At 72.7% G+C, this 26,696-nt stretch carries 27 protein-coding genes and 7 tRNA genes; 15 read left to right on the top strand and 19 right to left on the bottom strand.

Annotated elements, in window-relative coordinates; all coding sequences use genetic code 11:
• Window positions 1-74 precede the first annotated feature (74 nt).
• Window positions 75-614, bottom strand: coding sequence for a LemA family protein (locus tag ABT123_RS14565; protein WP_351313256.1), 540 nt, complete (start codon window positions 612-614; stop codon window positions 75-77).
• A 78-nt stretch (window positions 615-692) separates the two neighbouring features.
• On the opposite strand from ABT123_RS14565, the gene ABT123_RS14560 reads away from it, so the two are divergent.
• Window positions 693-1,307 (top strand): hypothetical protein, encoded by a 615-nt coding sequence (locus tag ABT123_RS14560; protein ID WP_351313254.1) that lies wholly within the window; start codon window positions 693-695, stop codon window positions 1,305-1,307.
• A gap of 13 nt (window positions 1,308-1,320) precedes the next feature.
• Here ABT123_RS14560 and ABT123_RS14555 read toward each other — a convergent pair whose 3' ends face one another.
• The 3 genes from ABT123_RS14555 to pgsA are packed head-to-tail and all read right to left on the bottom strand — an operon-like array spanning window position 1,321 to window position 4,111.
• Window positions 1,321-2,490 carry a glycosyltransferase family 4 protein gene (locus ABT123_RS14555; RefSeq protein ID WP_351313252.1) on the bottom strand — a complete coding sequence of 390 codons (1,170 nt, stop codon included), beginning with the start codon at window positions 2,488-2,490 and terminating at the stop codon, window positions 1,321-1,323.
• A complete protein-coding gene (locus ABT123_RS14550; protein WP_351313250.1) occupies window positions 2,487-3,407 on the bottom strand; it encodes a phosphatidylinositol mannoside acyltransferase in 921 nt (306 codons plus the stop codon). The genes ABT123_RS14555 and ABT123_RS14550 overlap by 4 nt, the downstream gene beginning before the upstream one ends.
• Window positions 3,407-4,111 (bottom strand): phosphatidylinositol phosphate synthase, encoded by a 705-nt coding sequence (pgsA, locus tag ABT123_RS14545; protein ID WP_351313248.1) that lies wholly within the window; start codon window positions 4,109-4,111, stop codon window positions 3,407-3,409. Before pgsA ends, ABT123_RS14550 begins: the two co-directional genes overlap by 1 nt.
• A gap of 189 nt (window positions 4,112-4,300) precedes the next feature.
• Here pgsA and ABT123_RS14540 point away from each other — a divergent pair, with 189 nt between their 5' ends.
• The gene (locus ABT123_RS14540; protein WP_351313486.1) at window positions 4,301-6,502 is read left to right on the top strand and encodes an elongation factor G-like protein EF-G2; all 2,202 of its coding nucleotides are present in this window, start codon (window positions 4,301-4,303) and stop codon (window positions 6,500-6,502) included.
• Window positions 6,503-6,640: 138 nt separating this feature from the next.
• Window positions 6,641-8,305, top strand: coding sequence for an AbeC-like domain-containing protein (locus ABT123_RS14535; RefSeq protein WP_351313246.1), 1,665 nt, complete (start codon window positions 6,641-6,643; stop codon window positions 8,303-8,305).
• Window positions 8,306-8,370: 65 nt separating this feature from the next.
• On the opposite strand, the gene ABT123_RS14530 is transcribed toward ABT123_RS14535, so the two are convergent.
• On the bottom strand, window positions 8,371-8,931 hold the full coding sequence (locus ABT123_RS14530) for an HIT family protein (protein WP_351313244.1): 561 nt from the start codon (window positions 8,929-8,931) through the stop codon (window positions 8,371-8,373).
• A gap of 67 nt (window positions 8,932-8,998) precedes the next feature.
• On the opposite strand from ABT123_RS14530, the gene ABT123_RS14525 reads away from it, so the two are divergent.
• Window positions 8,999-9,661, top strand: coding sequence for a potassium channel family protein (locus ABT123_RS14525; RefSeq protein ID WP_351313242.1), 663 nt, complete (start codon window positions 8,999-9,001; stop codon window positions 9,659-9,661).
• A gap of 102 nt (window positions 9,662-9,763) precedes the next feature.
• On the opposite strand, the gene thrS is transcribed toward ABT123_RS14525, so the two are convergent.
• Window positions 9,764-11,740, bottom strand: coding sequence for a threonine--tRNA ligase (gene thrS, locus ABT123_RS14520; protein ID WP_351313240.1), 1,977 nt, complete (start codon window positions 11,738-11,740; stop codon window positions 9,764-9,766).
• 199 nt (window positions 11,741-11,939) lie between these two features.
• Between thrS and ABT123_RS14515 the strand changes: the two genes are divergently transcribed.
• Window positions 11,940-12,428, top strand: coding sequence for a GNAT family N-acetyltransferase (locus ABT123_RS14515; protein WP_351313238.1), 489 nt, complete (start codon window positions 11,940-11,942; stop codon window positions 12,426-12,428).
• Window positions 12,429-12,657: 229 nt separating this feature from the next.
• On the opposite strand, the gene ABT123_RS14510 is transcribed toward ABT123_RS14515, so the two are convergent.
• Both ABT123_RS14510 and ABT123_RS14505 read right to left on the bottom strand, forming a co-directional pair.
• On the bottom strand, window positions 12,658-13,860 hold the full coding sequence (locus ABT123_RS14510; RefSeq protein ID WP_351313236.1) for an ATP-binding protein: 1,203 nt from the start codon (window positions 13,858-13,860) through the stop codon (window positions 12,658-12,660).
• The gene (locus ABT123_RS14505) at window positions 13,860-14,405 is read right to left on the bottom strand and encodes a DUF4365 domain-containing protein (protein WP_351313235.1); all 546 of its coding nucleotides are present in this window, start codon (window positions 14,403-14,405) and stop codon (window positions 13,860-13,862) included. The genes ABT123_RS14510 and ABT123_RS14505 overlap by 1 nt, the downstream gene beginning before the upstream one ends.
• 176 nt (window positions 14,406-14,581) lie before the next feature.
• On the opposite strand from ABT123_RS14505, the gene ABT123_RS14500 reads away from it, so the two are divergent.
• The gene (locus ABT123_RS14500) at window positions 14,582-15,307 is read left to right on the top strand and encodes a 3'-5' exonuclease (protein ID WP_351313234.1); all 726 of its coding nucleotides are present in this window, start codon (window positions 14,582-14,584) and stop codon (window positions 15,305-15,307) included.
• A gap of 58 nt (window positions 15,308-15,365) precedes the next feature.
• Here the strand turns inward: ABT123_RS14500 and ABT123_RS14495 are convergent.
• Both ABT123_RS14495 and ABT123_RS14490 read right to left on the bottom strand, forming a co-directional pair.
• Window positions 15,366-15,437 (bottom strand) — tRNA-Val (locus tag ABT123_RS14495).
• A gap of 39 nt (window positions 15,438-15,476) precedes the next feature.
• Complete coding sequence (locus tag ABT123_RS14490; protein ID WP_351313232.1) at window positions 15,477-15,932, bottom strand: SRPBCC family protein; 456 nt, start codon at window positions 15,930-15,932, stop codon at window positions 15,477-15,479.
• A 55-nt stretch (window positions 15,933-15,987) separates the two neighbouring features.
• Here ABT123_RS14490 and ABT123_RS14485 point away from each other — a divergent pair, with 55 nt between their 5' ends.
• A complete protein-coding gene (locus ABT123_RS14485) occupies window positions 15,988-18,360 on the top strand; it encodes an SCO7613 C-terminal domain-containing membrane protein (protein ID WP_351313230.1) in 2,373 nt (790 codons plus the stop codon).
• Between the two features lie 91 nt (window positions 18,361-18,451).
• Here the strand turns inward: ABT123_RS14485 and ABT123_RS14480 are convergent.
• Window positions 18,452-18,523, bottom strand: a tRNA-Val gene (locus tag ABT123_RS14480).
• A gap of 76 nt (window positions 18,524-18,599) precedes the next feature.
• Window positions 18,600-19,025, bottom strand: coding sequence for a TIGR02611 family protein (locus ABT123_RS14475; RefSeq protein WP_351313228.1), 426 nt, complete (start codon window positions 19,023-19,025; stop codon window positions 18,600-18,602).
• A gap of 177 nt (window positions 19,026-19,202) precedes the next feature.
• Here ABT123_RS14475 and ABT123_RS14470 point away from each other — a divergent pair, with 177 nt between their 5' ends.
• Complete coding sequence (locus tag ABT123_RS14470; protein WP_030011909.1) at window positions 19,203-19,616, top strand: SsgA family sporulation/cell division regulator; 414 nt, start codon at window positions 19,203-19,205, stop codon at window positions 19,614-19,616.
• A 204-nt stretch (window positions 19,617-19,820) separates the two neighbouring features.
• Complete coding sequence (locus tag ABT123_RS14465) at window positions 19,821-20,378, top strand: CGNR zinc finger domain-containing protein (RefSeq protein ID WP_351313226.1); 558 nt, start codon at window positions 19,821-19,823, stop codon at window positions 20,376-20,378.
• A 28-nt stretch (window positions 20,379-20,406) separates the two neighbouring features.
• Here ABT123_RS14465 and ABT123_RS14460 read toward each other — a convergent pair whose 3' ends face one another.
• Window positions 20,407-20,577, bottom strand: coding sequence for a hypothetical protein (locus ABT123_RS14460; RefSeq protein ID WP_351313224.1), 171 nt, complete (start codon window positions 20,575-20,577; stop codon window positions 20,407-20,409).
• A 69-nt stretch (window positions 20,578-20,646) separates the two neighbouring features.
• Complete coding sequence (locus ABT123_RS14455; protein ID WP_351313484.1) at window positions 20,647-21,123, bottom strand: hypothetical protein; 477 nt, start codon at window positions 21,121-21,123, stop codon at window positions 20,647-20,649.
• Between the two features lie 204 nt (window positions 21,124-21,327).
• Between ABT123_RS14455 and ABT123_RS14450 the strand changes: the two genes are divergently transcribed.
• Window positions 21,328-21,846: a DsbA family protein gene (locus ABT123_RS14450; protein WP_351313222.1), complete on the top strand. Its 519-nt coding sequence runs from the start codon at window positions 21,328-21,330 to the stop codon at window positions 21,844-21,846.
• Between the two features lie 14 nt (window positions 21,847-21,860).
• On the opposite strand, the gene ABT123_RS14445 is transcribed toward ABT123_RS14450, so the two are convergent.
• The 3 genes from ABT123_RS14445 to ABT123_RS14435 are packed head-to-tail and all read right to left on the bottom strand — an operon-like array spanning window position 21,861 to window position 24,616.
• Window positions 21,861-22,694, bottom strand: coding sequence for a GNAT family N-acetyltransferase (locus ABT123_RS14445; protein WP_351313220.1), 834 nt, complete (start codon window positions 22,692-22,694; stop codon window positions 21,861-21,863).
• 45 nt (window positions 22,695-22,739) lie between these two features.
• Window positions 22,740-23,561 (bottom strand): aminotransferase class IV, encoded by an 822-nt coding sequence (locus ABT123_RS14440; protein WP_351313218.1) that lies wholly within the window; start codon window positions 23,559-23,561, stop codon window positions 22,740-22,742.
• Entirely contained in the window at window positions 23,558-24,616 is a 1,059-nt protein-coding gene (locus ABT123_RS14435) for a chorismate-binding protein (RefSeq protein ID WP_351313217.1), read from the bottom strand. The genes ABT123_RS14440 and ABT123_RS14435 overlap by 4 nt, the downstream gene beginning before the upstream one ends.
• 176 nt (window positions 24,617-24,792) lie before the next feature.
• Between ABT123_RS14435 and ABT123_RS14430 the strand changes: the two genes are divergently transcribed.
• The 5 genes from ABT123_RS14430 (at window position 24,793) to ABT123_RS14410 (ending at window position 25,278) form a co-directional block, all read left to right on the top strand.
• Window positions 24,793-24,865: transfer RNA gene (locus tag ABT123_RS14430), tRNA-Gly, on the top strand.
• Between the two features lie 39 nt (window positions 24,866-24,904).
• Window positions 24,905-24,978 (top strand) — tRNA-Cys (locus tag ABT123_RS14425).
• Window position 24,979: 1 nt separating this feature from the next.
• Window positions 24,980-25,051: transfer RNA gene (locus ABT123_RS14420), tRNA-Val, on the top strand.
• A gap of 35 nt (window positions 25,052-25,086) precedes the next feature.
• Window positions 25,087-25,158 (top strand) — tRNA-Val (locus tag ABT123_RS14415).
• Window positions 25,159-25,203: 45 nt separating this feature from the next.
• A tRNA-Val gene (locus tag ABT123_RS14410) sits at window positions 25,204-25,278 on the top strand.
• Window positions 25,279-25,328: 50 nt separating this feature from the next.
• Here ABT123_RS14410 and ABT123_RS14405 read toward each other — a convergent pair.
• Together ABT123_RS14405 and ABT123_RS14400 are read right to left on the bottom strand one after the other, a co-directional pair.
• Entirely contained in the window at window positions 25,329-25,607 is a 279-nt protein-coding gene (locus ABT123_RS14405; RefSeq protein WP_150210753.1) for a TFIIB-type zinc ribbon-containing protein, read from the bottom strand.
• Between the two features lie 64 nt (window positions 25,608-25,671).
• Window positions 25,672-26,649, bottom strand: coding sequence for a phosphotransferase (locus ABT123_RS14400; RefSeq protein ID WP_502970958.1), 978 nt, complete (start codon window positions 26,647-26,649; stop codon window positions 25,672-25,674).
• Window positions 26,650-26,696: the final 47 nt, after the last annotated feature.

Below are 26,696 nucleotides of genomic sequence, written 5' to 3'. Positions count from 1 at the left end.
CCGCCACCGACCAGTCCACTGCAAGGGCCAATAAGGAGCCGGTGGCTCCTTCCAACTTGGCCACCGGGTACAAATCAGGGGCGGTCGGCCAGATCGGCCGGTGGCTCGTCGTCCATCTCGAACGCGAGCGGGAACGGTGCGTGCCCCGCCAGTCTGAACCAGCGCACCTTGCGATGGGTGCGCAGCGCGCGGGCGGCGCGTACGGCGTCATTGTGGAACCGCCGGGCCATCGGCACCCGGCGCACGGCCGCGGCCAGCTCCTCGGCGGCCTGCTCGCCGCCCGGGGCCTCCTTCAGGGCCTCCACCTGCGCGGCATCCCCGAACACGGCGCGCAGGGCCTGGCTCAGCTCGCTCTCGGCGACCTCGCGGTGGTCCTCCTCGGCCTGCCGGGCGGCATGCGCGGCCTCGTAGAGCACCAGCGAGGAGGCAGGATCCAGCACCCCGGAGGTGGCCACCTCGATCACGACGGAGGCCCGCCGCAGGAGCTGCGCATCGAGCGCGGCCCGGGCGGCGTCCATCCGCGAGTGCAACCGGTCGAGCCGCCCGGCGGTCCAGCTGAGGTAGACCCCGATGACGCCGAGCGCCAGCACGATCCATACGAGGGTTTCGATCACGCGGGGTGACACTACCCTCCCGGGTGTGGCTCCCGTGGGCCTAGGGTACGGGGACGATCTCCGGGGGGAGTCATGGCCATGACCAGCAACACTACGAACGCAACGACCGGGACGCCGCGCGGGCTGCGGGTCCGCCGCGGGCTCGGTGCCGCCCTGGCGGTGGCGGCGGTCGCCCTGGCCGGCTGGACGGTGGCGGGGTGGTACGGCGGCGGTGACGGCGGCCTGGTGGTCCTCGTCACGGCCCGGGAGCACCAAGTGGTGACCGTGTGGCTGGTCCTGGCTGCGCTGTTCGGAGCGCTTGCGCTCGGTGTGCGGCACGGCCCGTTCAAAGCGGGCGGGTACGTGTGCCTGAGCCTGGCCGCCCTGCCGGCCCTGGTCCTGGCCCAGTTCACCTCCTCCGCGGAGGAGTCGGCGCGTACCGCGGCTCCCGGGCGGGCCGACCGGCACCTCGTCGTGCACCGGGACCACGTGTCGATCGACCCGATCTGGCTCGTGTACGTACAGCAGGGCACGTGGCCTCGGGAGCGGCGCTGGCTCCTGGGGTCCTTCGACGGCGACGCCGAGGACAACGAGCTGGCCGGGGCGGTCTGGGACGGAGCCGACCGGGTCCGTCTGGACACCGCCGGTGGTGAGACGTACCTGGTCGGCGTCGGCCCGTCGGGGCGCCCCGACCGCCGGATCTCCGTCCCCTGAGCCTGGCGCCCGGTCAGGCCCCCGGGTCGCGGGTCAGGCCCAGCCTGGTGCGGAGTGATACCCGCTCGTCCTCCGCCACCGCCGCCGCGCCCAGCGTCACCGTCTCGTAGACGGCCAGGATGTCCGCACCGACCGTGGACCAGTCGAAGCGGCGGACGTGGGCCGAGCCGTGGGACGAGAGGGCGGCTCGGCGGGCCGGGTCGTGGAGCAGGCCGATCGCCGCGGCGGCCAGTGCGTCCGGGTCCTCGTTGGCGAAGAGCTCGCCCGCCGCGCCCTGGTCCAGGACCTGGGCGAAGGCGTCGAGGTCGGAGGCGAGCACGGCCGCGCCCGCCGACAGCGCCTCGACCAGGATGATGCCGAAGCTCTCACCGCCCGTGTTCGGGGCGACGTAGACGTCCACGCTGCGCAGCAGCCGCGCCTTGTCCTCGTCCGAGACCATGCCCAGGAAGGTCACCTTGGCGCGGAGCTCCGGCGGCAGGGTGGCGACCGCCTCCTCCTCGTCGCCGCGGCCGGCGACCAGCAGGCGGACGTCCGGGCAGGCCTCGGCGATCTTCGGGAAGGCCGCCATCAGTACGGGCAGGCCCTTGCGGGGTTCGTCGATCCGGCCGATGAAGCCCAGGGTGGTGCCCGACCACTCGGGGTTGGGCTCGGCCTCGGCGAAGAAGTCCACGTCGACCCCGTTGGGGATGACCACCGCGTCGCCGCCCAGGTGTTCCACCAGAGTGCGCCGGGCGTACTCGCTGACCGCGATCCGCGCGCTGATCTTCTCCAGCGCGGGCTGCAGGATCGGGTACGCGGCGATCATCGCCCGGGACCGCGGGTTCGAGGTGTGGAAGGTGGCCACGATCGGGCCGCGTGCCGCCCAGCAGGACAGCAGCCCGAGCGAGGGCGAGGCCGGCTCGTGGATGTGGATCACGTCGAAGGTGCCGTCGTGCAGCCAGCGCCGGACCCGCGCGGCGGACAGGAAGCCGAAGTTCAGCCGGGCCACCGAGCCGTTGTACGGCACCGGAACCGCGCGGCCGGCGGAGACCACGTACGGCGGCAGCGGGGTCTCGTCGTCCGCCGGGGCGAGCACGGACACCTCGTGGCCGAGCCCGATCAGGTGCTCGGCCAGGTCGCGGATGTGGAACTGGACGCCGCCGGGGACGTCCCAGGAATACGGGCAGACGATGCCGATCCTCACGCCCCGGCCCCCGCTGCGTCGCGCGGCTCCAGGTCGTCCAGCCAAAGCCGCTGCAGCATGTGCCAGTCCTCGGGGTGCTCGGCGATGCCGGAGGCGAACGCGTCGGCCACCGCCTGGGTCATTGCTGCGGTCTTGGCCTGCCGGGTGCCCGTCTCGGGTACCGGCACCGGCGGGTGGATGCGGCCGTACATCCGGGGGGTGTCCCCGTACCAGAGGGTGGCCGGCAGCAGGATCGCCCCGGTCTGCTGGGCGAGCAGCGCGGGCCCGGCCGGCATCCGGGCGGTGGCGCCGAAGAACTCCACCTCGACGCCGGAGGCGGACAGGTCCCGGTCGGCGACCAGGCAGACCAGGCCGCCGGCCCGCAGCCGCCGGGCGAGCGTGCCGAAGGCGGCGCCGCCGGTGTGCGGCAGCACCTCCATGCCGAGGCTCTCCCGGTAGGCCACGAACCGGTCGAACAGCGTCTCCGGCTTGAGGCGCTCGGCGACCGTGGTGAAGGGCTGTCCCAGGTGGGTGGTGGCCCAGGCGCCGGCCAGGTCCCAGTTGGCCAGGTGCGGCAGGGCGACGACCACTCCGCGGCCGGAGGCGATGGCCTCCCGGAGGATGTGCTCGTCCTTCATCTGCACGTCCCGGCCGAAGCGCTCCTTGGGCACGGCGGGCAGCCGGAAGGATTCCATCCAGTAGCGCATGTACGAGCGCATGCCCGCCCGGGACAGCTCGCGCAGCTGCTCCGGCCCGGCCTCCGGCACCACTCGGGCCAGGTTCGATTCCAGCCGCTGCACGCTGCGGCCGTGCCGCTTCCAGGCGAAGTCGGCGATCCGGTGGCCCAGCGCGACGGCCGCCGGCTCGGGCAGCTTCTTCACTCCGGCCCAGCCGGCTCCGTACAGTCCGTCGGTCAGTCTGTCCCGCATCGAGCCCATCAGGCGGCGCCGCTCTCCGGGGAGCCGGCCGAACCGGCCGAGCCGGCCGAGCCGGTCGACGGGGCTGCCGCGGCATCCGCCTCCGCCGCCTCCCGGCGCACGGTCACCACCCGCTGGATCAGCGTCACCAGCGAGCCGACGGCCACGACCCACAGGGCGATCGGCAGCAGCACGCCGATCCAGGAGGGCACGCCGAAGATCTGCAGCCCGGACAGGCCGGCCGCGACCAGCGAGATCACCAGCCGCTCGGCCCGCTCGATGAGGCCGTTGACGGCCACCGGCAGCCCGATCGACTCGCCCCGGGCCTTGGTGTACGAGACCACCTGGCCGCTGGCCAGGCAGAAGATCGCCACCGCGCACAGTGCGTTGTTGTCGCCGCCGCCCGCGTACCAGAGCGCGAGGCCGCCGAAGATCGCCGCGTCCGCGACCCGGTCCAGGGTGGAGTCGAGGAAGGCGCCCCACCGGCTGGACACGCCGGCCTGGCGGGCCATGTTCCCGTCCACCAGGTCGGAGAAGACGAAGGCGGTGATGGTGATCGTGCCCCAGAAGAACTCGCCGCGGGGGAAGAAGACCAGCGCACCGGCCACCACTCCGGCCGTGCCGATCAGGGTGACCGCGTCCGGGCTCACCCCCCGCCGGAGCAGAAACGCGGCGAACGGTGTGAGAACACGCGTGAAGAAGGCACGCGCGTACTTGTTCAGCATGGTCTTCCCAGGGGGTCGCTGGGCCGCACGGCCACCACGGCCACCGGCTGGCCCATCGTAGCCAGCGGCCACGGCGCCCGATGCCGCGCACCCACCGTTGTGTCACTTACGTATGGACGGTGGGTGACGCCGGTGCAAAGCTTCAAGAACTCCATCCTCCTCACCGTCGCACCGGGAGGCACGAGCAACATGGGCGACAAAACACACACGCAACAGCCCGGAGCCGCCGGCAGGGCACCGACGGCCGACCGGCCCTCGTCCCTGCGGAACGTGGTGCTGGTCGGCCACAGCGGTGCCGGAAAAACCACGCTGGTCGAAGCCCTGGCCCTGACCTCGGGGGCGGTGAACCGGGCCGGACGCGTCGAGGACGGCGGGACCGTCTCCGACTACGACGAGATCGAGCACCGGCAGCAGCGCTCGGTCCAGCTCTCCCTCGTCCCCGTCGAATGGGGCGGAATCAAGATCAACATCCTGGACACCCCCGGATACGCCGACTTCGTCGGTGAGCTCAGGGCCGGTCTGCGCGCCGCGGACGCGGCCCTTTTCGTCGTCTCGGCCTCCGACGGGGTCGACGGGGCCACCCGCATGGTCTGGGAGGAATGCGAGGCCGTCGGCATGCCCCGGGCCATCGTCGTCACCCATCTGGAGGCATCCCGGGCCGACTACGCGCAGATGACCGCCGTCTGCGGGGAAATCTTCGGCGCGGACGACCCCGATGCCGTCATCCCCCTCTACCTGCCGCTGTACGGGCCGGCCGGCCCGGACGGCCACTCCCCCGTGACCGGGCTGCTCGGCCTGCTGTCCCGCCGGGTGTACGACTACGCCTCCGGGGAGCGCATCGAACGCGACCCGGACCCCGCCGAGCTCGAGCTCATCTCCGAGGCCCGCAACCGGCTCATCGAGGGGATCATCGCCGAGAGCGAGGACGAGTCCCTGATGGACCGCTACCTCGGCGGCGAGGACATCGACATCAAGACCCTGATCGAGGACCTGGAGCGGGCCGTCGCCCGCGGCACCTTCCATCCGGTGCTGATGGCCGCCCCCGCCACCGACGGCGCCCGCCAGGGCCTGGGCACGGTCGAACTCCTCGAACTGATCACCGGCGGCTTCCCCACCCCGCTGGAACGCACCGCTCTGCCGGTCACCACCCCGGACGGCCGGTCCCGCCCCGACGCCGTCTGCGACCCCGGCGGCCCCCTCCTCGCCGAGGTCGTCAAGACCTCCTCCGACCCGTACGTCGGCCGGGTCTCCCTGGTCCGGGTCTTCTCCGGCACCCTGCAGCCCGACGCCACCGTCCACGTGTCCGGCCACGGGCTCACCGACCGCGGCCACGAGGACCACGATGTCGACGAGCGGATCGGCAGCCTCACCGCCCCCTTCGGCAAACAGCAGCGCACCCTCACCCGGGCCATCGCCGGCGACCTCGCCTGCGTGGCCAAACTCACCCGCGCCGAGACCGGCGACACCCTGTCCGCGAAGGACGACCCGCTCCTGATGGAGCCCTGGGTGATGCCCGACCCGCTGCTCCCCCTCGCCATCGAGGCGCACAGCAAGGCCGACGAGGACAAGCTCTCCCAGGGGCTGGCCCGGCTGGTCGCCGAGGACCCCACCATGCGGCTGGAGCAGAACCAGCACACCCACCAGGTGGTCCTGTGGTGCCTCGGCGAGGCCCACCAGGACGTCGCCCTGGAACGGCTGCGCACCCGGTACGGGGTCCAGGTCGACCCGGTCCCGCACAAGGTCAGCCTCCGCGAGACCTTCGGCGACCGGGCCACCGGCCGCGGCCGGCACGTCAAACAGTCCGGCGGCCACGGCCAGTACGCCATCTGCGAGATCGAGGTCGAGCCGCTGCCGCCGGGCAGCGGCATCGAGTTCGTCGACAAGGTGGTCGGCGGAGCCGTCCCGCGCTCGTTCATCCCGTCCGTGGAGAAGGGCGTCCGCGGCCAGGCCGCGAAGGGCGTCGCAGCCGGCTACCCGCTGGTCGACGTACGGATCACCCTGCGCGACGGAAAGGCGCACTCGGTGGACTCCTCCGACGCCGCCTTCCAGACCGCCGGCGCCCTGGCCCTGCGCGAGGCCGCCGCCGAGACCAGGATCCACCTCCTCGAACCGGTGGCCGAACTGTCCGTGATGATCCCCGACGAATACGTCGGCGCCGTCATGAGCGATCTGGCGGGCCGCCGCGGCCGGGTCGTCGGCACCGAACAGGCAGGCCCCGGCCGGACCCTGGTGCGGTCCGAGATCCCGGAGATCGAAATCGACCGGTACGCCGTGGACCTGCGCTCGGTCTCGCACGGAACAGGCCGGTTCAGCCGCAGTTACGCCCGGCACGAGCCGATGCCCCCGCAGCTGGCGGACAAGATTCGCGAACAGGCGGAGGGGGGATCCTAGTTGTCATAGCGTGTGTCCGGCCGCCCACCCAACCCGCTTGCGGTGGGCGGCATTTCCCTGTCCCATATGCGTCAGGGACGGGACAACACGGCACAACGGGCACGGCACAACACAGCACAACGATGGGGGCGGTCAGCGGTGGCGGACGACGGTTTCGACTTCAGGCCGGGAGCGCAGGTCCCGCTGCAGGGGGCAGGAGGCCAGACCGCGGCGACCAACGCGCTCGCCTCCGCCGCGTACCGGGACAGCCCCATCGACGACATCCTCAAGGCCAACAACGAGTACCACGAGTCCACCGTCAAGGCCGGCCGCGCCTGGGCCACCATTTTCAAGCCGAATCTGGGCGAGGCCTTCTCCCGCGCGGTGGAGACCCGGATGCTCGGGGCCGCCCGCAAACCGCTGATCCAGTCCTTCGGCGCCGACCCGCAGACCGTGGTCGAGCACTGCCTGGCCGCCTCCCGGATCCGCAAGGAACGCGACCGCAAGCTGCGCCTGATCACCCTGCTGTTCGGCGTGCTGTTCCTGCCCGGCATGCTGCTCTGGCTGGGGCTGTTCCAGATCCGCAAGCTGCTCGCCAAGAACGAGAGCAAGCACGCCTCCTGGATCGGGACGGTCGTACTGGTCGGCGTGGCCCTGGCGGTCCTGGTGCTGATGTTCCGGCTGCCCTACACCGGCTTCTGGGCGTACTACCTGCGCGGCATGATCATCGCGCCGGCCGTCGGCTGGTTCCTGGCCCGCCGGATCTGCGAGAGCACCGCCGTCGACATGCGCTCCCGCTGGGACGGCCTGCTGTCCGGGGGCGGCGTCGGAGCCAAGATCCCGGAGGCCGTTCCGTCCGGCAAGCCCGGCGAGAAGGCCGCCGAGGACCTCCGCCACCAGCTGGCCAAGCTCACCGCCGAGGACCGCAGCAACTCCGTCTTCTACGCCGGGCCCAAGGGCATACTCGGGATGGGCACCCGCTGGGGCAGCTGGCAGATGGCCGAGGACCTCGTCCCGCAGACCGAGGGCACCGAGATCCACCCGTTCCGCAGCTGGGACGTCATCCGGGCCATCCACGACCAGCTCCGCCTGATCGAGCGCGGCCCGCTGCACACCGGCGGCTTCCCCACCCCCCAGATCAAGCACTGGATCGTCACCCCGGTCGGCGAGGGCGCCAAGGAAGTGGCCCGGCCCTCAGGTGAGAACGTCGATGCCTTCCAGGTCAAGCCGCACGAAATAACCCGCATCTGCAACGAGCAGCAGTTCAGCGCCGGCAACCGGCACTACCTCGGCATCCAGTGGCCGCTGTGGGACGGCCAGCTGGTGATCACCATGCTGGTGACGGTGACCGTGCTCTACCAGACCCTCCGCGTGGAGGTCACCGGCCACGCCCTGGGCCCGGTGCACGGCCTGTTCACCAGCAAGTCCGAACCCAAGAAGGTCGAGGTCTCCAAGACCCTCCGGTTCTGGGAGACCACAGAGCGCCTGCTGCCGGTCTGCGACACCTCCGAGGTGGTCCGCCTGATGGTCCGCGCCCCGCTGACCTGGTACCCGCCGGTCCTGGAGTGGCTCGGCGGGAAGCTGATCCTGCCCGAGCCCTTCGGCGCCCGGCACGTCTGGGCGGGCTCGATGTGGCGGCACCGGTTCATGGCGGACGACGCGATGCGCGCCGCCACCCCGGTCCTGCGGGTGGTGCACGCGGCTGCGATGCGGGTCCTGAAGGAGAACGGCTGCGACATCGAACGCTTCAACAACCGCTCGATGATCATCAGCGGCATGATCCAGGAGCCGGGTCCGCGCAAGGTGGACGTGTACGACGCGTAAGCCGCGCGCGAGTGCGCGGCCGGGCCCCGGCCCGGCCGCGCTCCGATCCCCCGTTCCTCCGGAAGCTAGTCCTGGGGCCAGGCCTCGGCCAGCATCTGCCGGGTGTCCGCAAGCAGCTGGGGCAGCACCTTGGTGTGCCCGACCACCGGCATGAAGTTCGTGTCCCCGCCCCACCGCGGCACGATGTGCTGGTGCAGGTGCGCGGCAATGCCGGCCCCGGCCGCCGCGCCCTGGTTCATCCCGATGTTGAACCCGTGCGCCCCCGAGGCCTTCCGCAGCGCGACCATGGCCCGCTTGGTGAGGTCCGCCAGCTCGGCGGTCTCCGGGGTGTCCAGCTCGGTGTAGTCGGCGACGTGCCGGTACGGGACGACCATGAGGTGCCCGCCGTTGTACGGGTAGAGGTTCAGCACCGCGTACACGTGCTTGCCCCGGGCGACGACCAGCCCGTCCTCGTCCGACATGTTCGGAATGCCACAGAAGGGGCAGCCGTCCCCGGCATCGGGGCCGGTCGGCTTGTTCTCCCCCTGGATGTACGCCATCCGGTGAGGCGTCCACAGCCGCTGGAACGCGTCCTGCGTGCCCACACCGATCTGCTGCTCCGGCTCAGTCGTCATGGCATGCAGCATATGACCTTGCCGCCGCTCGGCGTGTCGCCGGGGCGGAGATCGCCCTGGGGGCGGCGATGCTGACCCCATGGACGACCCGAGGAACCTCAGGATGCAGCGCTGGGAGGACCGGACCGAGCTCCCGCTGCTCGCGGCCTCGCTGCTCTTCCTGGCCGGATATGCCGTGATCGTGCTGGTCCACGACACGGACCCGCTCGTGCAGAACATCGCCTTGGCGGTGATCGCTCTGAGCTGGCTGTGCTTCGGGCTGGACTACGCGGTACGGAAGCAGCTGAGCGGCCTCGGCCTGCTGCGCTTCACCCGCACGCACTGGCTGGACACCATCGTCCTGGTACTGCCGCTGCTGCGCCCGCTGCGGCTGGTCAAGCTGTACACGGCGGTCCAGCGGCGCCGTGACCAGCCGCGGCTCAGCCTGTACGCGCGGGCGATCACGTACGCCGGGCTGTCCGCCCTCCTGCTGGGCTTCGCCGGGGCGCTCGCCGTGTACCAGCAGGAGCGGGGGGCGCCCGGGGCGTCGATCCGTACCTTCGGGGACGCGCTCTGGTGGGCCTGCGAGACGCTCACCACCGTGGGCTACGGGGACGTGGTCCCGGTGACCTGGCAGGGCCGGACGATCGCGGTCTTCCTGATGGCCTGCGGCTTGGCCCTGCTGGGCGCGGTCACCGGGTCGTTCTCGTCCTGGCTGATCCAGGTGTTCACTCGGGAGGACGAGGAAGCCCCCGGGAAGTGAGACTTCCCGGGGGCTTCAGCCCCGCTGGTGCGGGGAGCAGAACTACTGACCGCGGTTCTGCATCTCATGCATCGGATCATCCCCACTCACGCGGGGAGCAGATCACACCTGGACCCGACGCTCCACCACGTCAACGAGCTTGGCCAGTGCCTGGTCACGCGCAATGCCGTTCTCCTGCGAACCATCCCGGTAGCGGAAGGAGACCGTCCCCGCGGCCATGTCCTCGTCGCCGACGATGATCATGAACGGGACCTTGAGCTTCTGATGGGTGCGGATTTTCTTCTGCATGCGGTCCGAGGAGGCGTCCACCTCCACCCGCAGGCCCTTCTTCTTCGCCTCGGCGGCGAACTCCTGCAGGTACTCCACGTGCGCGTCGCCGATCGGGATGCCGACCGCCTGGACCGGGGCCAGCCACGGCGGCATGGCGCCCGCGTAGTGCTCCAGCAGCACCGCGAAGAACCGCTCGATCGAGCCGAACAGGGCGCGGTGGATCATGACCGGGCGCTGGCGCGAGCCGTCCGGGCCGGTGTACTCGAGGTCGAAGCGCTCGGGCAGGTTGAAGTCCAGCTGGACCGTCGACATCTGCCAGGTACGGCCGATCGCGTCCCGGCACTGGACGGAGATCTTCGGGCCGTAGAACGCGGCGCCGCCCGGGTCCGGGACCAGCGGGAGGCCCTGCTTCTCGGCGACCTGCTGGAGGACCGCGGTGGCCTCCTCCCACGCCTCGTCCGAGCCGACGTACTTCGACTCGTCCTTGGTCGACAGCTCCAGGTAGAAGTCGGTCAGACCGTAGTCGCGCAGCAGGTCCAGCACGAAGGTGAGGGTGCGGTCGAGCTCCTCGGCCATCTGCTCACGGGTGCAGTAGATGTGCGCGTCGTCCTGGGTGAAGCCGCGGGCCCGGGTCAGGCCATGCACCACGCCGGACTTCTCGTACCGGTACACCGTGCCGAACTCGAACAACCTCAAGGGGAGCTCGCGGTAGGAGCGGCCCCGCGCGTCGAAGATCAGGTTGTGCATCGGGCAGTTCATGGGCTTGAGGTAGTAGTCGGTACCACCGTCGAGCTGCATGGGGGGGTACATGCCCTCCGCGTACCAGTCCAGGTGGCCGCTCTTCTCGAAGAGCGCGCCCTTGGTGGCGTGCGGGGAGTACACGAACTCGTAGTCGTGCTCCTCGTGCTTCTTGCGCGAGTAGTCCTCCATGACCCGGCGGATGATGCCGCCGCGCGGGTGGAAGACGGCCAGGCCGGAGCCGATCTCGTCCGGGATGGAGAAGAGGTCGAGCTCGGTGCCGAGCTTGCGGTGGTCGCGCTTCTCGGCCTCGGCGAGGAAGTCGAGGTGGGCCTTCAGCTCCTCCTTCGACGGCCAGGCGGTGCCGTAGATGCGCTGGAGCATCGGGTTCTTCTCGCTGCCGCGCCAGTAGGCGGCGGCGTTGCGCATCAGCTTGAAGGCCGGGATGTTCCGGGTGGTGGGCAGGTGCGGACCACGGCAGAGGTCGCGCCAGCACAGCTCGCCGGTCTTCGCGTCCAGGTTGTCGTAGATGGTCAGCTCGCCGGCGCCGACCTCGACGTTCGCGCCGTCGTCGGTCGACACGGAGCCCTTGATGCCGATGAGCTCCAGCTTGTACGGCTCGTCGGCGAGCTCCTCGCGGGCGGCCTCGTCGGTGACCACGCGGCGGGAGAACTTCTGGCCCCGCTTCTGGATCTCCTGCATCCGCTTCTCGATGGCCTTCAGGTCCTCCGGGGTGAAGGGCCGGGCCACATCGAAGTCGTAGTAGAAGCCGTTCTGGACCGGCGGGCCGATGCCGAGCTTGGCCTCGGGGAAGAGCTCCTGCACGGCCTGGGCCATGACGTGCGCGGTGGAGTGGCGGAGGATGTCCAGGCCGTCCGGGGAGGAGATCTCCACGGGCTCGACGGCCTCGCCGTCCTTCACCTCGTACGCCAGGTCCTTGAGCTCGCCCGCGACGCGCGCCGCGATGACGGTGCGCTCACCGGAGAAGAGGTCCGCTGCCGTAGTGCCCGTGGTCACCACGCGCTCTTCCCGCTCGGAATCGCGTTGGATGATCACACGGACGTCTGACACCGGTCTCTCCTGAACTGTTGGGGGCACGCCGGCGGACACCGGGTGCGCCTGAATCGTACCGAGAGGGGCGGGCCGACCGCTAAACGGTTGTCGGCGGAGCGGGATGGGGGCGAGGGTGGGCCCGTACGAAGCCCGCACTGAGCCCGTACGGAGCCCGCACCGAACCCGTACGGCCGTCTGACCCGGAGGGAACCCGCCCATGCCCGACCCGCTCGTACACCCCCTGGACCTCGAACAGGACGCGGTCGCGGAGGCCGTGCACCGCCTCGGACGGGCGTCCTACGCCGTGGAGGCGGAGCTGATCGGCTTCGACGGGATCCCGGCGCTCCGGGAGAGCCTGGCCGAGCTGCGGGCGCGGCCGTTGCGGTGGGTGGGGGCGGCCGACGGGGACGGCGGCCTGGCCGGGTTCCTGGCCTGGGAGGAGCCGGCGGCGGGCGACGCGGCGGCCCGGATCGACCGGCTGTGCGTGGACCCGGCCTGGTTCCGCAAGGGCATCGCCTCGCAGCTGGTCTGGTACTTCCTGGAGGAGGTGGCGGGTGGGCGCGCGGCCGAGGTGACTACGGGTGCGGCGAACGCTCCGGCTGTCGCCCTGTACGAGGGCCTGGGCTTCGTCCGCGGCGCAGACTTCTCCCCGGCCCCGGGCCTCCGCATGGCCTCATTCCACCGCCCCGCACCCCACACCCGCTAGCCCCCAGGGCTCCGCTGCGCGGAGCTGTCCCCCACCCCGCCCCTTCCCGAAACCGGGGCCTGCGGCCCCGGCCCCCGCTCGTGGGGCTGCGCCCCACACCCGCTGGGTGCACGGGCTCCGCCCGGCACCCGGGGCCGGGCTGCGCCCGGGGGGTCGGGGCGGAGCCCCGGTTTCGGGGAGGGGCGGGGTGGGGTGAGGCCCCGCGCAGCGGGTGCGCCGGGGCCCGGGGTCACGCGTCCGGGAGGGAGTCGTCCTCCAGGGACTTCAGGAGGCGGTCGTGGTCGACCTCGTCCAGGGGGACCGGGGTGACGTCCGAGACCTCCGTCAGGCGGCGGAAGCCGCCGCGGCGCTCCAGCCGGCCGCTGAGCCGGACCGGGACGCCGGCCAGGTGGGCGTGGCCCGCCACCCCGTACGCCTCCTCGTCCAGCGCGGCCCGCACATACGCGATCTCCGCGCCCGACAGCACCCGCAGCCGGACCGTGCCGCCGCCCCCCGGGGCCGAGCGGCGCATCCGGACCACTGCGCCTGCCAGGCGGACCGGGACCGCCGGTTCGTCCCGGGTGTAGCGGGTGGCCGCTTCGCGCAGCGCGGGCAGGTCGCCCGGGGAGAACTCGACCGGCTCGGGGCGGGCCGCGCAGCCCGCCGGCACCCCCGCGGCCGGCGCCCAGGCCAGCGCGACCGTCGCCCCCTCCGAGCCGTGGACCAGGGCGATCAGCGCCTCGGCGAGCTCCCGGCTGACTCCGGCCGCGACCGCCGCGTCGAAGGCCTCCATGCCGCCCGTGGCCCGCTGGTAGTCCACCGCCTCCCGGGCCGCGTGCAGCGCATGGTGCAGCCGGGTCACCGTCCCCCGGCCGCCGTCCACCGGCACGTACGCGGTCAGCCGGCGTCCGCCGGGTGCCGGGCCCACCAGTACCCCGTCCAGGGACCGTTCCGCCTGGCCGCGCCACCGTGCGCCGTAGTAGCCGGCCCGGGCGCGGTCGGCGAGGGCGCCCGCGACCAGCAGCTGCCGGGCGGCCGAGCGGAGTTGTTCCTGCGCGGTCCAGGAGGACTCGGCCGCCGGCGCCGTGTCGCGGGCCCAGCGGATCTCGTCGCTGGGCACGGTCAGCCCGTAGAGCACCTCCCGGGCCGAGGGGAGCCCGCTGCGGGTGAGGGCGGTGAGGGCCTCGTCCAGCAGGTCGGTGCAGTCCGGGAAGGACCGGTCCTCCGGGACCAGCAGGCTGGTGCCGGCCCGGCCGGGCGGTGTCCAGCGCCCGTACCGGCCGGCCGCGCCCCCGCGCCGCTGCCAGCCGTGCCGGTGCAACAGGGCGGCCAGGACGGCCGGATCGACCTGTCCCGGGTCGGGCCGGGAGCCGGCCTGCTCCAGGTCCGGCTCCAGGTCCGGGTCCGGGGCGAAGGGTGCGTGTGGTTCGGGTTTCGGCGACTGCCAGTGCATCAGGGTGTCCCTCCCGACCCGACCCGGGTCATGATCTCGCACAGCGCGCGGTCGTCGAAGATCCTCGTGGTCGGGATCCGGACGGTGGTGCGGCGCCGGCCGGTCACGGGGTGACCCGCCAGGTTGGTCCAGTAGCAGCAGTGCCGCAGGCCGAGCAGGTCGTGCCCGGCATCGAGCCAGTCCCGGCGCTCCCGCGGGACGAGCATCACCACGAGGATCTTGTGGACGGCGACCGGGGTCCTGGCCAGCTTCAGCAGGTGCTCGTTGTCGAGGGTGAAGGCGAAGGTCGGCCCGGGCGGCCGGGCGGCCACCTGGTAGGTCGCCTTCAGCTGCACCTTGATGGTGACCTCGTCGTCGACGGTGTGCTCGGCCGCGCCGTGGCTGACGTGCCAGTCGATGCCGTTGTCCGGAAACGGCTGGGAGAGCGAGCAGCCCGCCGCGGCGGCGACGGCATGGAGATAGCCCACCTGGAGGGTCTCCATGCAGGCGGTGGTGGCGAGGCTGCCGCGCAGCACCTCACCCGGCTCGGGATGCGCGAGCGCCATGGCTCCCCATGCCTTCCAGGCTCGACTGGCCGGATTGTGACGACCGCTCACCTGTACGGTCCCCCACCGGAGTTGTCTCCGCACCCGACGGGCCGCAAACGGCGTACGGGGCAAACCTCCCGGGTATCACGCATGCGGGCAGGCCTCGCCTGCCGTTCGGGGACGAGGAGTTCGCCATGACGCGCTGGTACGAGGGCCCGCTGGCCGCATTCGACACAGAGACCACCGGTGTGGACGTCGAGCAGGACCGCATCGTGTCCGCTGCGATCGTCGTCCAGGAGTGCGCGGGCGGCCGGGCCCGGGCGACTCGCTGGCTGGTCAATCCCGGTGTTCCGGTGCCGCCGGGCGCCACCGAGGTGCACGGTCTGACCGACGACCACCTCCAGCGCAACGGGCGCTGGCCGGCCCCGGTGGTGGAGGAGATAGCCCGCACCCTGGCCGAGCAGCAGGTCGCCGGCCGGCCGGTGGTGGTGATGAACGCGCCGTTCGATCTGACGCTGCTGGACCGGGAGTTGCGCCGGCACCGGGCGTCCTCGCTGTCCCGGTACATGGACAACCGGCCGCTGACGGTGCTGGATCCGCGGGTGCTGGACAAGCATCTGGACCGCTACCGCAAGGGCCGGCGGACGCTGACCGATCTGTGCGGTCACTACGGCATAGAGCTGGAGGCAGCGCACGATGCGGCGGCGGACGCGCTGGCCTCGCTGGAGGTGGTCCGGGCGGTGGGCCGCCGCTTCGCGACCCGGCTGGAGCGACTGACCCCGGCCGAGCTGCACACCCTGCAGGCGGTGTGGCATGCGGCGCAGGCCCGCGGGCTGCAGGCCTGGTTCGCGCGCAACGGTTCGGAAGAGGCCGTGGATCCGCACTGGCCGGTGCGGCCGGAGCTGTCCACCGCCGCCTGAGCGCACGAACAAGCACGAAAAAGCCGGTCCGTCTGAGACGGACCGGCTTCTCCCGGTGTGGGCGATACTGGGATCGAACCAGTGACCCCTTCGGTGTGAACGAAGTGCTCTCCCGCTGAGCTAATCGCCCGGGAACGGACTGAACCATACAGGCCCGGCCGGGGTTCGTTCAAACCGCTTCTAGGTATGCCGCGAGACCGCGCCGTCCGGAGCGCATCATCAGGGCGTGGTTGAGCCGGAAGAACGGCCTCCCGGCGATCGCGAGCCGCCGCATCAGCGGCTTGCGGACGACGACCTCCTGCTCGTACACGGCCCGGGTGCCGCCCTCACCGAGGGGCAGCAGCGTCCACCGCACCCACCCTTCGAGGTCCCCTGCCAGGGAGACCTCCAGCACCCGGCGAGCGGGGTCGGCCGGCCGTTCGGTGACGGTGACGCGGAGCGTGTACGGCAGGACGGAGCGGAACTCGGCGGTCCCGGTCCGCCCGTCGGCGGGGTCGGGGGTGACCGCCCGGATCTGGGGCCACCAGAGCGGGTAGTCGGCGGGGCGTGCCAGGACGGCGTAGACGCGGGCGGGCGGGGCGGCGAGGTCCCACACACTGCGGAATCGGTAGCAACTCCAGTCCATAGATGAGTATGCGTACCCATGTGCGGGCTGCGTGACCGGCACCACACTGCGAAACATGGAAAACGTTCTGCCGCCGGCCGAGGAGCTGGTGCTCGTCGACCGCGAACTGGTCCAACTCGACGCCCGCCGCGTGTATCTGCTGGGCCGTCGGGCCTGGCTGCTGGGGCGGCTGCAGGCCGCCGCGCAGCCGTGGCCGGCTCAGGCAGCACAGCCGCGGCCCGCAGAGGCTTCGGCGCCCGGCGCGCAGAACGTGCTGCTGACCCTGGGTGCGGTGCTGCTCGGGGTGGCGGCGCTGGCGTTCACGCTGGTGAGCTGGGGCTCGATGGGGATCGGGGGCCGGTCGGCGGTGCTGGCCGCGGTGACGGCGGCGGCGCTGGCCGCGCCCGCGCTGCTGCTGCGCCGGGGGCTGCGGTCCACCGCCGAGTCGGTGGCCGGGGTGGGTCTGACGCTGACGGTGCTGGACGCGTACGCCCTGTACGCGGTGGGCCTGTCGGACACGGACGGCCTGGCGTACGCGGCCGGGGCGGCGGCGGTGCTGGCAGCGGTCTGGGCGGGGTACGGGCTGGCATTGCGCCCGCTGCGGATGCCGCTGCCGGCCGCGGTGCTGACCGGGCAGCTGCCGTTGCCGCTGGCGGCGCTGGCCGCGGGGGCCGGGGCCACCGGGGTGGGCTGGGCGCTGCTGGCCACGGCGGCACTGGATGCCGGGCTCGCGCTGTGGCCGCGGGCCCGGGCGGTCGTGCGGTGGTGCGCCGGGGTGTCGGGGGCGGCGTTCGGTACGAGTGTGCTGCTGATCGGGCTGACGGTGTCGGCGGGTACCGGGGCGGTGGCCCCGTCGCTGCTGCTCGCCGCGCTGGCGGCCGGGTGTGTGGCGGTGGCCTGGCGCGCGGCGGGCGTGACGGCGGGGGCCCCGGCGGCCGGGTACGCGATGGCAGCGGCGGGCGGTTTCGCCGCCGTGGGCGCGCTGGGCGGGCTGCTGCGGCCGGCCTGGGATTCGGGCTGGCCGGTGGTGGTGTACCTGGCGGTGGCGCTGCCGCTGCTCGGGGCGGTACGGGCGCCCCGGTGGCCGCGGCCGGTCCGGCTGGGTCTGGCGGTCGCCGGGGCGGTGGTCGCGGCGCTGTCGGTGCTCTCGGTGCTGCCGGCGGCCGGGGTGGCGCAGGCGGCGCGGCTGGCGGTGGCGGGTGAGGTCTGGGAGGCCTCGGTCCCGGCTCCGGTGGTGCTGTGGCCGGGTGCGGCGGTGCCGGTGGTGCTGCTGCTGGTGGCGGCTGCGGCGGGGCTGCTGGAGCGGCTGCTGCGGCGGCCGGAGCCGCGTGGGGTGGCGGTGGCCCTGGGGTGGGCGGGGCTGTTCGTGGCTCCGGTGCTGCTGGAGGCTGCGGTGCCCGTGGTGCTGGTGGTGCAGGCCGGGGTGTCGGTGGCCGCGCTGTTCCTGGCGCTGCGGTGGTCCGGCACGGGTCCGGGCGGCCGGCGGGCGGCCGGGGTGGTCGCGGCGGTGTGTGCCCTGCTGGGGGCCGCTGCCGTGGCGGTGGCCGCGCTGGACGGCCGGACGGCGACCTTCGGGGTGTTCGGGGTGCTGGGGGCGGCGTGCGCGTGGGGGGCGGCGTACGGGCCCGCCCCGGCGTGGCTGCGGGCCGGTGCGGCGGTGGGGGCCGTCGGGTACGCGACGGGGCTGCTGATGGCCCTGGGGGCCGTGCTGGAGCTTCCGGTGCACGCCTGGGGGCTGCTGGTGCTGGCCGTCCCGGCGGCGGTGGCCGTCCGGCCGCCGGGACGGGGCGGTGCGGTGCCCCGGGTGCCGGTGGAGGTCGCGGCGGCCGTGGCGGGCGGCCTGGCGGTGGCCCTGGCCGCCGCGGAGCCCGCCTGGCTGGCGCTGCTGCTGGCGCTGGCCGGGGTGGTGTGCGCGGGTGCGGCGGTACGGCCGGACCGGCGCGGGGTCGGCTATGCGGCCGGGGTGCTGTTCGTGGCGGCGACCTGGGTGCGGCTGGCCGCGTCCGGGGTGCAGGTCCCGGAGGCGTACACGCTGCCCGTGACGGTGCCCGCGCTGGCGGTCGGCCTGCTGCGGCGCCGCCGGGACCCGCAGGCCTCGTCCTGGACGGCGTACGGGCCCGGTCTGGCGGCGACCCTGCTGCCGAGCCTGGTCGCGGCCTGGGGGGACGCGCACTGGCTCCGGCCGCTGCTGCTGGGGGTGGCCGCGCTGGGCGTGACCCTGGCCGGGGCGCACCGCCGGCTGCAGGCGCCGCTGCTGCTCGGCGGGACGGTGCTGGCGCTGGACGCGCTGCACGAGCTGATGCCGTACGTGGTGCAGGTGGCCGATGCGCTGCCGCGCTGGCTGCCGCCGGCGCTGGCGGGGGTGCTGCTGCTGGCGGTGGGGGCGACGTACGAGAAGCGGCTGCGGGACGCGCGGCGGCTCCGGGGGGCCCTGGGCCGACTGCGGTAGCCGCCCGGGCCCGGGCCCCAGCACGGGGGCCCGGGGGCCGGGAACGCCGAAGGCCCGGAGACTTCGAGAAGTCTCCGGGCCTTCGTCCGGGTGGGCGATACTGGGTTCGAACCAGTGACCTCTTCGGTGTGAACGAAGCGCTCTCCCACTGAGCTAATCGCCCGGGCGCACCGCAAACATTACCCCATGTCAGCGGTGCCTTTGACCATCCTGCCCGGCCGCCCGCGACCGGTTGGCGATCACTCGCCCTTGAGGTCCCAGGGCATGGTGATGCCGTACTTCCAGAGGTAGATGCCGAGCAGGGTTCCCGCGATCACCAGGCCGGTCGTGGTCAGGATGAGGTTGCGGCGGCGGACCCTGGGATCGAGGGCCTTCCGGGCGGCCTCGGTGACCTTGCGCTTGGTCCAGCGCAGCACGAGCTGGGCCCAGACGAACTCGGTCGCCCAGATCGCCATGCCACCGAAGATGATCACCCAGCCCGGTCCGGGCAGGGGCAGCAGGATGACGCCCGTGATCACGACGGCGAGGCCGACGATGAAAACGCCGACCTGCCAGCTCAGGTGAAGGGTTCTGCGCGCCTGGATGAAGGCGGGCGCCCGTGAGCCGAGCGGCTGCTCCGTCTCGGGCATATCGGTGGTCTTGGCGTCGTCACTCCCCGTATCCATGGGCAGGAATGTACCCGAGCCGAAAGCACACGTGAATGGCCGTTTGGATCCGCCGTCCGAGGGACCCGAAGGTCCGCAAAACGGTCAGAGGGGTTTACAACGGCACCGTAGGTGGCATGTCGATTTCGCCGACGTGCGAATCCCCGAGCGCACACTGAGCGAAAGGCCCTGGCGCTTATGAACACCACGGTCAGCTGCGAGCTGCACCTGCGCCTCGTTGTGTCGAGCGAGTCCTCTCTGCCTGTTCCCGCGGGCCTGCGGTATGACACGGCCGACCCCTACGCCGTGCACGCCACCTTCCACACCGGCGCCGAGGAGACGGTCGAATGGGTATTCGCCCGCGACCTCCTCGCGGAGGGCCTCCACCGGCCCACCGGTACCGGAGACGTCCGGGTCTGGCCGTCCCGTAGCCACGGCCAGGGCGTCGTCTGCATCGCCCTGAGCTCACCGGAGGGAGAAGCCCTGCTCGAAGCACCCGCCCGAGCACTGGAGTCGTTCCTGAAGCGGACCGACGCCGCGGTTCCACCCGGTACCGAGCATCGGCACTTCGACCTCGACAAGGAGCTGTCCCACATCCTGGCTGAAAGCTGATCCGGCCCGTTCGACCAGATCGATCGAGCACGATCCAGCGCGAGCCGGCAGCCGCCGGCCCGGCCGCCGCTCGACACCGTCCGACTCGGGGCGACGGTGCGAGCCGTACAACCACATACGGCGTGACCGGCGCTGTTCCCGCGGAAAGCCGTCCGCGGGAACAGCGCCGGTCCGGTTTTCGCACGAAGCGCTAGAGTCGGGCACGTGCAGATTCCCCACGACACCCGCCGGGCGCTCGACGTCGTCGTCGCCCTGGTGAACACCGCGCCCGAGGGCAACGAGCCGGACGGGCTGTCGGACACCGGAGCTCTGCGGACCTTTGTCAACGAGTACTCGATCAGCGGGGTGGGCGAGCTCAGCGCCCGCGACCTCGCCGGAGTGCGCACCGTACGCAACAAATTCGCGCAGGTCTTCGCGGCCTCGCAGGCCCGGACGGCCGCCGGGCTGATCAACGAGCTGGTGGCCACGGCCGGCACCACCCCGCAGCTGACGGACCACGACGGCTACGACTGGCACGTGCACTACTTCGCGCCGGGCGCCTCGGTCGGGGACCACCTGGCGGCCGACGGCGGCATGGCACTGGCCTTCATCGTGGTCTCGGGCGAGCAGGAACGGCTGCGCCGCTGCGAGGCGCCGGACTGCCGGCGGGCCTTCGTGGACCTGTCCCGGAACCGCTCCCGCCGCTACTGCGACAGCCGGACCTGCGGGAACCGGCTGCATGTGGCCGCGTACCGGGCCCGCCGCAAGGAAGCCGGGGAGTAGCCTCCCCCGGCCCCGGTCACCGCAGGGGTCACAGCACGAACAGATCGTGGACCGCGGCGAGCAGCAGCAGCGTGCCGATCACCGCCAGAAAGATCATCAGTGGCGGCTGGGACAGCGCGAAGAGGCAACCGCGCGGTTCCTCGGCGGCGGCGGGAACGCTGACGCGTCCGGGCGGCTCGCTCTGCGTTGTGTCGAGCATGTCGGGGCGATGATGGCGCAAGCCGCCCCGGATCGCCCCTCAACACGCCAAGGTGTGTGAGGGAGTTCGTCAGATTCCGTGCTTCTTCAGAATCGCTTCGATGTCGGAGAAGTCGTCCCCCGGAGCGGCGGTGTTCCGGGCCGGACCCGGCTGCGGCTGCGCGCCCGCGCTGAGGGAGGGCGCGGAGGCGCCCGGCGCCACCGCCTCGGGCTGCGCCTTCCGGCCCCGCAGCCGCTTCCCGCTCTTCCCGCTGTTCACACTCTGCGCGCCGCCCTCGGCACCGGCCCCGAGGCGGCGGCGCTCCACCGCCCGGGTGGTCGCGAACAGCACCCAGGACAGGCCGAGCAGGCCGAAGCCCACCCAGACCGAGGGCTTGAAGACGATCCCGGTCAGCCACGCCACCACCCCGGTCATCACCAGGCCGACCGGGACCAGGGAGTACGCGGCGATCCGGGTCGCGGCAAGGAAGCGCTTGCGGTACGCGGTCAGCGCGGCGATGCCCAGGCCGGCCGCGGACGCCGCGGAGCATATGGTCTCGGCAAGCATGCGGTCCTCCAGCGGTGGGTGCTTTGTCACTGTCCATCCTGCACCGGGCCGGGCCGTCCGGGCCACGGCGCGACGGCTTCCCGGACGGATCTCCGGGAGATCTCCGGGTTCGGGATCCTCCCCAGGTGCCGTCCCCAGGTCCCGCCGGGGTCCGCCCCCAGGTCCCGGTCGGTGCCGGGCCCGGCGGGCTGGGAGACTGGCCCCATGAGCCAATCCCATCAGGGCCACGCCGGTCCCGTCGTCCTCGAAGTCTGGTGCGAACTCCAGTGCACCGACTGCCACACCGCCCTCGGCGATCTGCACGCCCTGCGCGCCCGCTACGGGGACCGGCTGGACATCGTCCTGCGCCACTTCCCGCTGGAGAAGCACAAGCACGCGTTCGCGGCGGCGCAGGCCGCCGAGGAGGCGGCGGAGCAGGGCCGGGGCTGGGCGTACGCGGAGGCCGTGCTCGCCCGCGCCGAGGAGCTGGGCCGGGTCGGCGAGCCGCTGCTGATCGAGGTCGCCCGCGAACTGGGCCTGGACGCCGAGGAGTTCGACAGCGCGCTGATCGACGGCCGGCACATCCTGATCGTGGACGCGGACCAGGCCGAGGGCAAGGCCATCGGCGTGACCGGCACCCCGACCTACGTCATCGGCGGTGAGCGGCTGGACGGCGGCAAGAGCCAGGACGGCCTGCGCGCCCGGATCGAGGAGATCGCCGACCGCCTGCTGGCCGCGGCCTAACCGCTCAAGAGCTCCTAGAGCAGCTCCTTCAGGGCGTTCACGGCGAGATCGCGGTAGCCGAGGGAGACGTACAGGCTCCGGGCCGGGGTGTTGTCCGCGGCCACGTGCAGGGCGAGGGTGGCGGCCCCGGCGGTGAGTGCCGCGCGTTCGGCCAGCAGCATCAGGCTCCGCCCGTGGCCGCGCCCGCGCTGCCCCTCGGCGACCTCGACGTCGTACACGTACGGGACGGTGCCCACCTCGGGCAGCTCCCGCTCGCCGACCCACACGGTGCCGACGGCCCCCGTGCCGGGGGCCTCCAGGACGAGGAGGGCCGCGCCGGGGGTGTCCCGGCCCGCCGGGAGCTGCCGGTCGTGTTCGGCGCGGGAGGCGGCGAGGGCCTGCTCCGCGGTGATGCCGGGGAGGACCAGCTGCTCGGCGTACGCGCGCACGTCGGCCTCCTCCCAGGCCTCGTACTCGGCCCCGGTCATGGGGCGGCCGGCGCTCTGCGCGGGCAGCTCCGGAGGGACCTCGGGAAGGTCCTTGGCCATGATCCGGCCGGTCTCCCGGTATCCGAGCGCCGTGGCCAGCCGCAGCGCCGGGCCCGCGTCGGCGGGCACGGAGACCCTGATGTGGGCGCACCGCCAGGAGCGGAGCACCTCCTCGGCGGCGAGCGCGGCCACTGTGCCGCGCCCGCGCCCGCGGTCCGGCTCGTCGATCCGCAGTCCCCGGATCACGCCGACCGAGTCCCGGCCGGCGGCGAGTTCGAGGACACCGACGCGCCGGCTGTTGACGCGGACCTCGTAGGCCCGCGTTCGGCTGCCGTCACTGTGCTGCTGAAGCGGCTCGCTCGGCCGCAGGGTGGTGGTCATCAGCGTTGTTCTACCCGCCCTGCGGCCCCGCGTCAGCCGGATTCGCTACGGATCGATGTCGGCCGCGGACCGCTCGTCGAAGATCCGCATCGCCTCGGCGGTGACCGGTCCGGGGGCGTCCGCGAGGGTGCGCCCGTCGATCCGGCGGACCGCCTGGACATCGCGCAGGGTGGAGGTCAGGAAGACCTCCTCGGCCTGCTCCAGGACGTCGAAGGGCAGCTCGGTCTCCTTGGCCCCGGCCCATTCGACGACCAGGGCCCGGGTGATCCCGGCCAGACAGCCGGAGGTCACCGGCGGGGTGTGGAGTTCGCCGTCGAGGACCACGAACACATTGCTGCCGGTGCCTTCGCAGAGCCGGCCCACCGTGTTGGCGAAGAGCGCCTCGCTGGCCGCGGCCCGGTGCGCCTCGGCCAGGGCGACCACGTTCTCTGCGTACGAGGTGGACTTCAGGCCGGCGATCGCGCTGCGCTCGTTGCGCACCCAGGGCACGGTGATCACGGCGGTGCTGTCCGGGCGGCGGGTGGTCTCGCCGACGGCAACGACCAGGGTGGTGCCTTCCTGACCCCGGTCCGAGCCGAGCGGGGACACCCCGCCGGTGTAGGTGATCCGGAGCCGGCCCAGCGGCATCGGGTTGGCCGCGAGGACGGCGGTGCAGGCCTCCCGGACCTCCTCGGGGTCGGGGTCGGGCAGGCCGAGTCCGCGGGCCGACCGGGTCAGCCGCTCCAGGTGGCGGGTGAGCGCGAAGACCTGCCCGTGCTCGGCCTTGAGCGTCTCGAAGACGCCGTCGCCGACCGTCAGACCATGGTCGAACACGGACACCCGCGCGCCGTCGCCCTCGCGCAGCGCTCCGTCGAGCCAGATCCTCACCGTACGGTCCCTTCACTCGCCGCATACGCACCCGACGCTACCGCGAGCAGCCGGGCGGCCTTCAGTTCGGTCTCCGCCCACTCGCGCTCGGGGTCGGAGCCCCAGGTGATGCCGGCGCCGGTGCCGAAGAGCAGCCGGGGTCCGCCGGGGGCTTGCCGGTCGATCCAGAACGTACGGATGCCCACGGCGAGCTCGGCGGTGCCGCGGTCGGCGTCCACCCAGCCGATGCCACCGCAGTAGGGGCCGCGCGGGGCGGTCTCCAGGGCCTCGATGATCCGGAGGGCGGAGGACTTGGGCGCGCCGGTGACGGAGCCCGGCGGGAAGGTGGCGGCGAGCAGTTCGGGCCAGCCGGCCCCGTCGGCGAGCTCGCCGCTGACGGTGGAGACCAGGTGGACCAGGCCGGGGTGCTCCTCGACGGCGCACAGTTCGGGGACGGCGACGGAGCCGGTGGCGCAGACCCGGCCGAGGTCGTTGCGGACCAGGTCGACGATCATCACGTTCTCGGCGTGGTCCTTCTCCAGCAGGTCGTCGGCGGTGCGGCCGGTCCCCTTGATCGGTCCCGACTCGATGTGGCGGCCGGTGCGGCTGAGGTAGAGCTCCGGGGAGGCGGTGGCGATCTCGACGCCGTGCGCCGGAAGCCGAATCGTTCCTGCGTACGGCGCGGGGTTGCCGCGCGCGAGGAGTGCGGTGAGCGCGTCCACATCGGCTCCGGCCGGGTCCGGCAGCGGGGCTGACATCACCCGGCACAGATTGGCCTGGTAGACCTCCCCGGCCGCGATGTGCTCCCGGATCCGCCGTACGCCGGCCACATAGGCGTCCCGGTCCAGGGAGGAGGTCCACCGGTCGGCGGCGGGCCCCTGCCACGCGCCCGGAACGGGCGCGGGGACCGGGGCCGGGCGTATGTCTCCGAAGCGGGCACAGGTGATGCGCCCCTCGAAGTCGGCCGACACCGCCCAGAACCCGGTGGAGTCAAGGGCGGAGACGTCGCCGGTCACATCGCGGAGATCGGTGGCGAGGAGGCCGCCGAAGCGGGCCATGGGCTGCAGGTCTTGCACGGCGTCGAGTCTATGACCGGTGACCGGAAGGCGCCGGAGAGGTGACCGATGGGTGACCTGAGGTGACCGGAGGGCAGCACGCTGCGGAAACGCGTTTTTGAGCTGGCCCGGGAATCCGCTAGAGTTCAACACGTCGCCGGGGAGCGAAGGAAAAACCCCAAGCAAGACGGCGACATGCGGACGTGGCTCAGTTGGTAGAGCATCACCTTGCCAAGGTGAGGGTCGCGAGTTCGAATCTCGTCGTCCGCTCGATGTGGGGGATCTTCCCGAACCCCTGTAATCACTCCTGGTGGAGTGGCCGAGAGGCGAGGCAACGGCCTGCAAAGCCGTCTACACGGGTTCAAATCCCGTCTCCACCTCCATGGACGATTAGCTCAGCGGGAGAGCGCTTCCCTGACACGGAAGAGGTCACTGGTTCAATCCCAGTATCGTCCACTGGATCTTCGGATCCCGGATCTTCGGATCTACCCGCGCGATTAGCTCAGCGGGAGAGCGCTTCCCTGACACGGAAGAGGTCACTGGTTCAATCCCAGTATCGCGCACGCAGTACGCAGTATCCTGCGGCTTTGTGCCGCACGGTACGACCCGCGCGATTAGCTCAGCGGGAGAGCGCTTCCCTGACACGGAAGAGGTCACTGGTTCAATCCCAGTATCGCGCACCATCCCGGTAGCCCCGGCCGTCTCCACGGCCGGGGCTTCCGTGTTCCCCCCGTCAGGAGGAGAACAGCATCCGGCCGAAACCGCGGTGGTGGCCATGACCGTGGCCGTGGTGCTGCGGGGCGCCCCAGGCGGGCGCGGGGGCGGCGTGCTGCGCCGGGTAGGCGGGCGGCGCCGCCGGCGGCGGAACCTGGCCGTACTGGGACTCGAGACGGGTCAGGGCCTCCAGCTCTCCGTAGTCCAGGAAGATGCCCCGGCAGCCGCTGCACTGCTCGATCTGGACACCGCTGCGGTTGTACGTATGCATCATCGCGTGACACTTCGGACACTGCATGATCGGCTCACTCCTCGCCGTCGGACCTCGCCACCGGATACGTGCCCGGCGGCGTTCCCTCACCTTACGACGGAGGCGCGGACTCCAACTCAGCCGGGAGGTCGGCTATTCGGCCACAGGCATCGGTCATCGCCCGTTCCACCTCGTCGAGTCGGCGGTTCTCCGCACCGGCCCTGGCCACGGCCAGCGCACCGGTCTGCACGGTCAAGGCGCGGGCGGCGAGGTCGAGTTCCGGCCAGGGGTCGCTGCCGGGCGGGCCGGCGGCCGGGCCGCCGGCCTGCCGGTAGGCGTCGAGGAAGCACAGCCAGTCCTCGGGGGCGAGCAGGCCGGCCGCGTACCAGGCGGCGGGCCGGGCCAGATCCCAGGCGGCTGGCCCGACGCCGAGGTCGTCGACGTCGATCAGCCGCCAGCCGGCGGCGGTCCGGACGAGCTGGCCGAGGTGCAGGTCGCCGTGGCAGAGGGCGGAGCTGCCGGACAGCGGGACGGGCGCCTCGTCCCGCGCCCAGGCGGGCAACGTGGCCGCCGCCGCCAGCACCGCGCGGGCCGCGCCAGGGTCGGCTCGCACGCCGGCACGCGAGCCGGTGCCCGGATCGGTGCACGGGTCTGCGCCCGGGTCGGTGCAGGAGGCGCCGGCCCGGTCGGTGTCCCGCAGTACCTCGGTCATCCTGCGCAGGGCGCGGGCCAGCTTTGCCGGGCCGCGCATTGGGGGGACCGGGCCGGGCAGTTGGTCCACCGGTACCCGGTGCAGCAGGCCCAGCAGGCGGCCGGCCGCGGCCCAGGGGGCGTTCTCGGGATGCTCGGGGTCCACCGGGACGCCGTACGGCCAGACGGTCACGGCCCGGCCCCGCAGGTACTCGGCGGCGGGCCGCAGCGGCGGCAGCAGCACCCCGGCCAGCTCCGGGGCCGCGGCCAGTCGCAGCCGGGCGGCCAGCCCGGCACGATCCGTATCGGCGGCATGCGCCTTGGCCACGGTGTCCCCGCACCGGACGACGGTCCCGTCGGCCCGCTCGGCCAGCACCCCGCCCCGGCGCGGCCCCGGCACTCCCCCGCCCGCCCGCGCAGCGACCTCGGCCAGCACGGCACTCAGCG

Origin of the sequence: Streptomyces sp. NPDC002054, from assembly GCF_040296685.1 — a bacterium.
Classification (GTDB): Bacteria; Actinomycetota; Actinomycetes; order Streptomycetales; family Streptomycetaceae; genus Streptomyces.
Note: the sequence above shows the minus strand (reverse complement) of the source record. Positions and strands in the feature narration are given on the sequence as shown.

Bases quoted from the DNA above. Each gene is read 5' to 3' on its own strand.
- ABT123_RS14405 (WP_150210753.1), bottom strand. From the start codon at position 25,607: ATGCAGTGTCCGAAGTGTCACGCGATGATGCATACGTACAACCGCAGC.
- ABT123_RS14515 (WP_351313238.1), top strand. From the start codon at position 11,940: ATGCCCGACCCGCTCGTACACCCCCTGGACCTCGAACAGGACGCGGTC.
- ABT123_RS14460 (WP_351313224.1), bottom strand. From the start codon at position 20,577: ATGCTCGACACAACGCAGAGCGAGCCGCCCGGACGCGTCAGCGTTCCC.
- pgsA (WP_351313248.1), bottom strand. From the start codon at position 4,111: ATGCTGAACAAGTACGCGCGTGCCTTCTTCACGCGTGTTCTCACACCG.
- ABT123_RS14450 (WP_351313222.1), top strand. From the start codon at position 21,328: ATGAGCCAATCCCATCAGGGCCACGCCGGTCCCGTCGTCCTCGAAGTC.
- ABT123_RS14550 (WP_351313250.1), bottom strand. From the start codon at position 3,407: ATGGGCTCGATGCGGGACAGACTGACCGACGGACTGTACGGAGCCGGC.
- ABT123_RS14455 (WP_351313484.1), bottom strand. From the start codon at position 21,123: ATGCTTGCCGAGACCATATGCTCCGCGGCGTCCGCGGCCGGCCTGGGC.
- ABT123_RS14500 (WP_351313234.1), top strand. From the start codon at position 14,582: ATGACGCGCTGGTACGAGGGCCCGCTGGCCGCATTCGACACAGAGACC.
- ABT123_RS14530 (WP_351313244.1), bottom strand. From the start codon at position 8,931: ATGCTGCATGCCATGACGACTGAGCCGGAGCAGCAGATCGGTGTGGGC.
- ABT123_RS14490 (WP_351313232.1), bottom strand. From the start codon at position 15,932: ATGGACTGGAGTTGCTACCGATTCCGCAGTGTGTGGGACCTCGCCGCC.
- ABT123_RS14505 (WP_351313235.1), bottom strand. From the start codon at position 14,405: ATGGCGCTCGCGCATCCCGAGCCGGGTGAGGTGCTGCGCGGCAGCCTC.
- ABT123_RS14475 (WP_351313228.1), bottom strand. From the start codon at position 19,025: ATGGATACGGGGAGTGACGACGCCAAGACCACCGATATGCCCGAGACG.
- ABT123_RS14470 (WP_030011909.1), top strand. From the start codon at position 19,203: ATGAACACCACGGTCAGCTGCGAGCTGCACCTGCGCCTCGTTGTGTCG.
- ABT123_RS14525 (WP_351313242.1), top strand. From the start codon at position 8,999: ATGGACGACCCGAGGAACCTCAGGATGCAGCGCTGGGAGGACCGGACC.
- ABT123_RS14560 (WP_351313254.1), top strand. From the start codon at position 693: ATGACCAGCAACACTACGAACGCAACGACCGGGACGCCGCGCGGGCTG.
- ABT123_RS14445 (WP_351313220.1), bottom strand. From the start codon at position 22,694: ATGACCACCACCCTGCGGCCGAGCGAGCCGCTTCAGCAGCACAGTGAC.
- ABT123_RS14540 (WP_351313486.1), top strand. From the start codon at position 4,301: ATGGGCGACAAAACACACACGCAACAGCCCGGAGCCGCCGGCAGGGCA.
- ABT123_RS14510 (WP_351313236.1), bottom strand. From the start codon at position 13,860: ATGCACTGGCAGTCGCCGAAACCCGAACCACACGCACCCTTCGCCCCG.
- ABT123_RS14485 (WP_351313230.1), top strand. From the start codon at position 15,988: ATGGAAAACGTTCTGCCGCCGGCCGAGGAGCTGGTGCTCGTCGACCGC.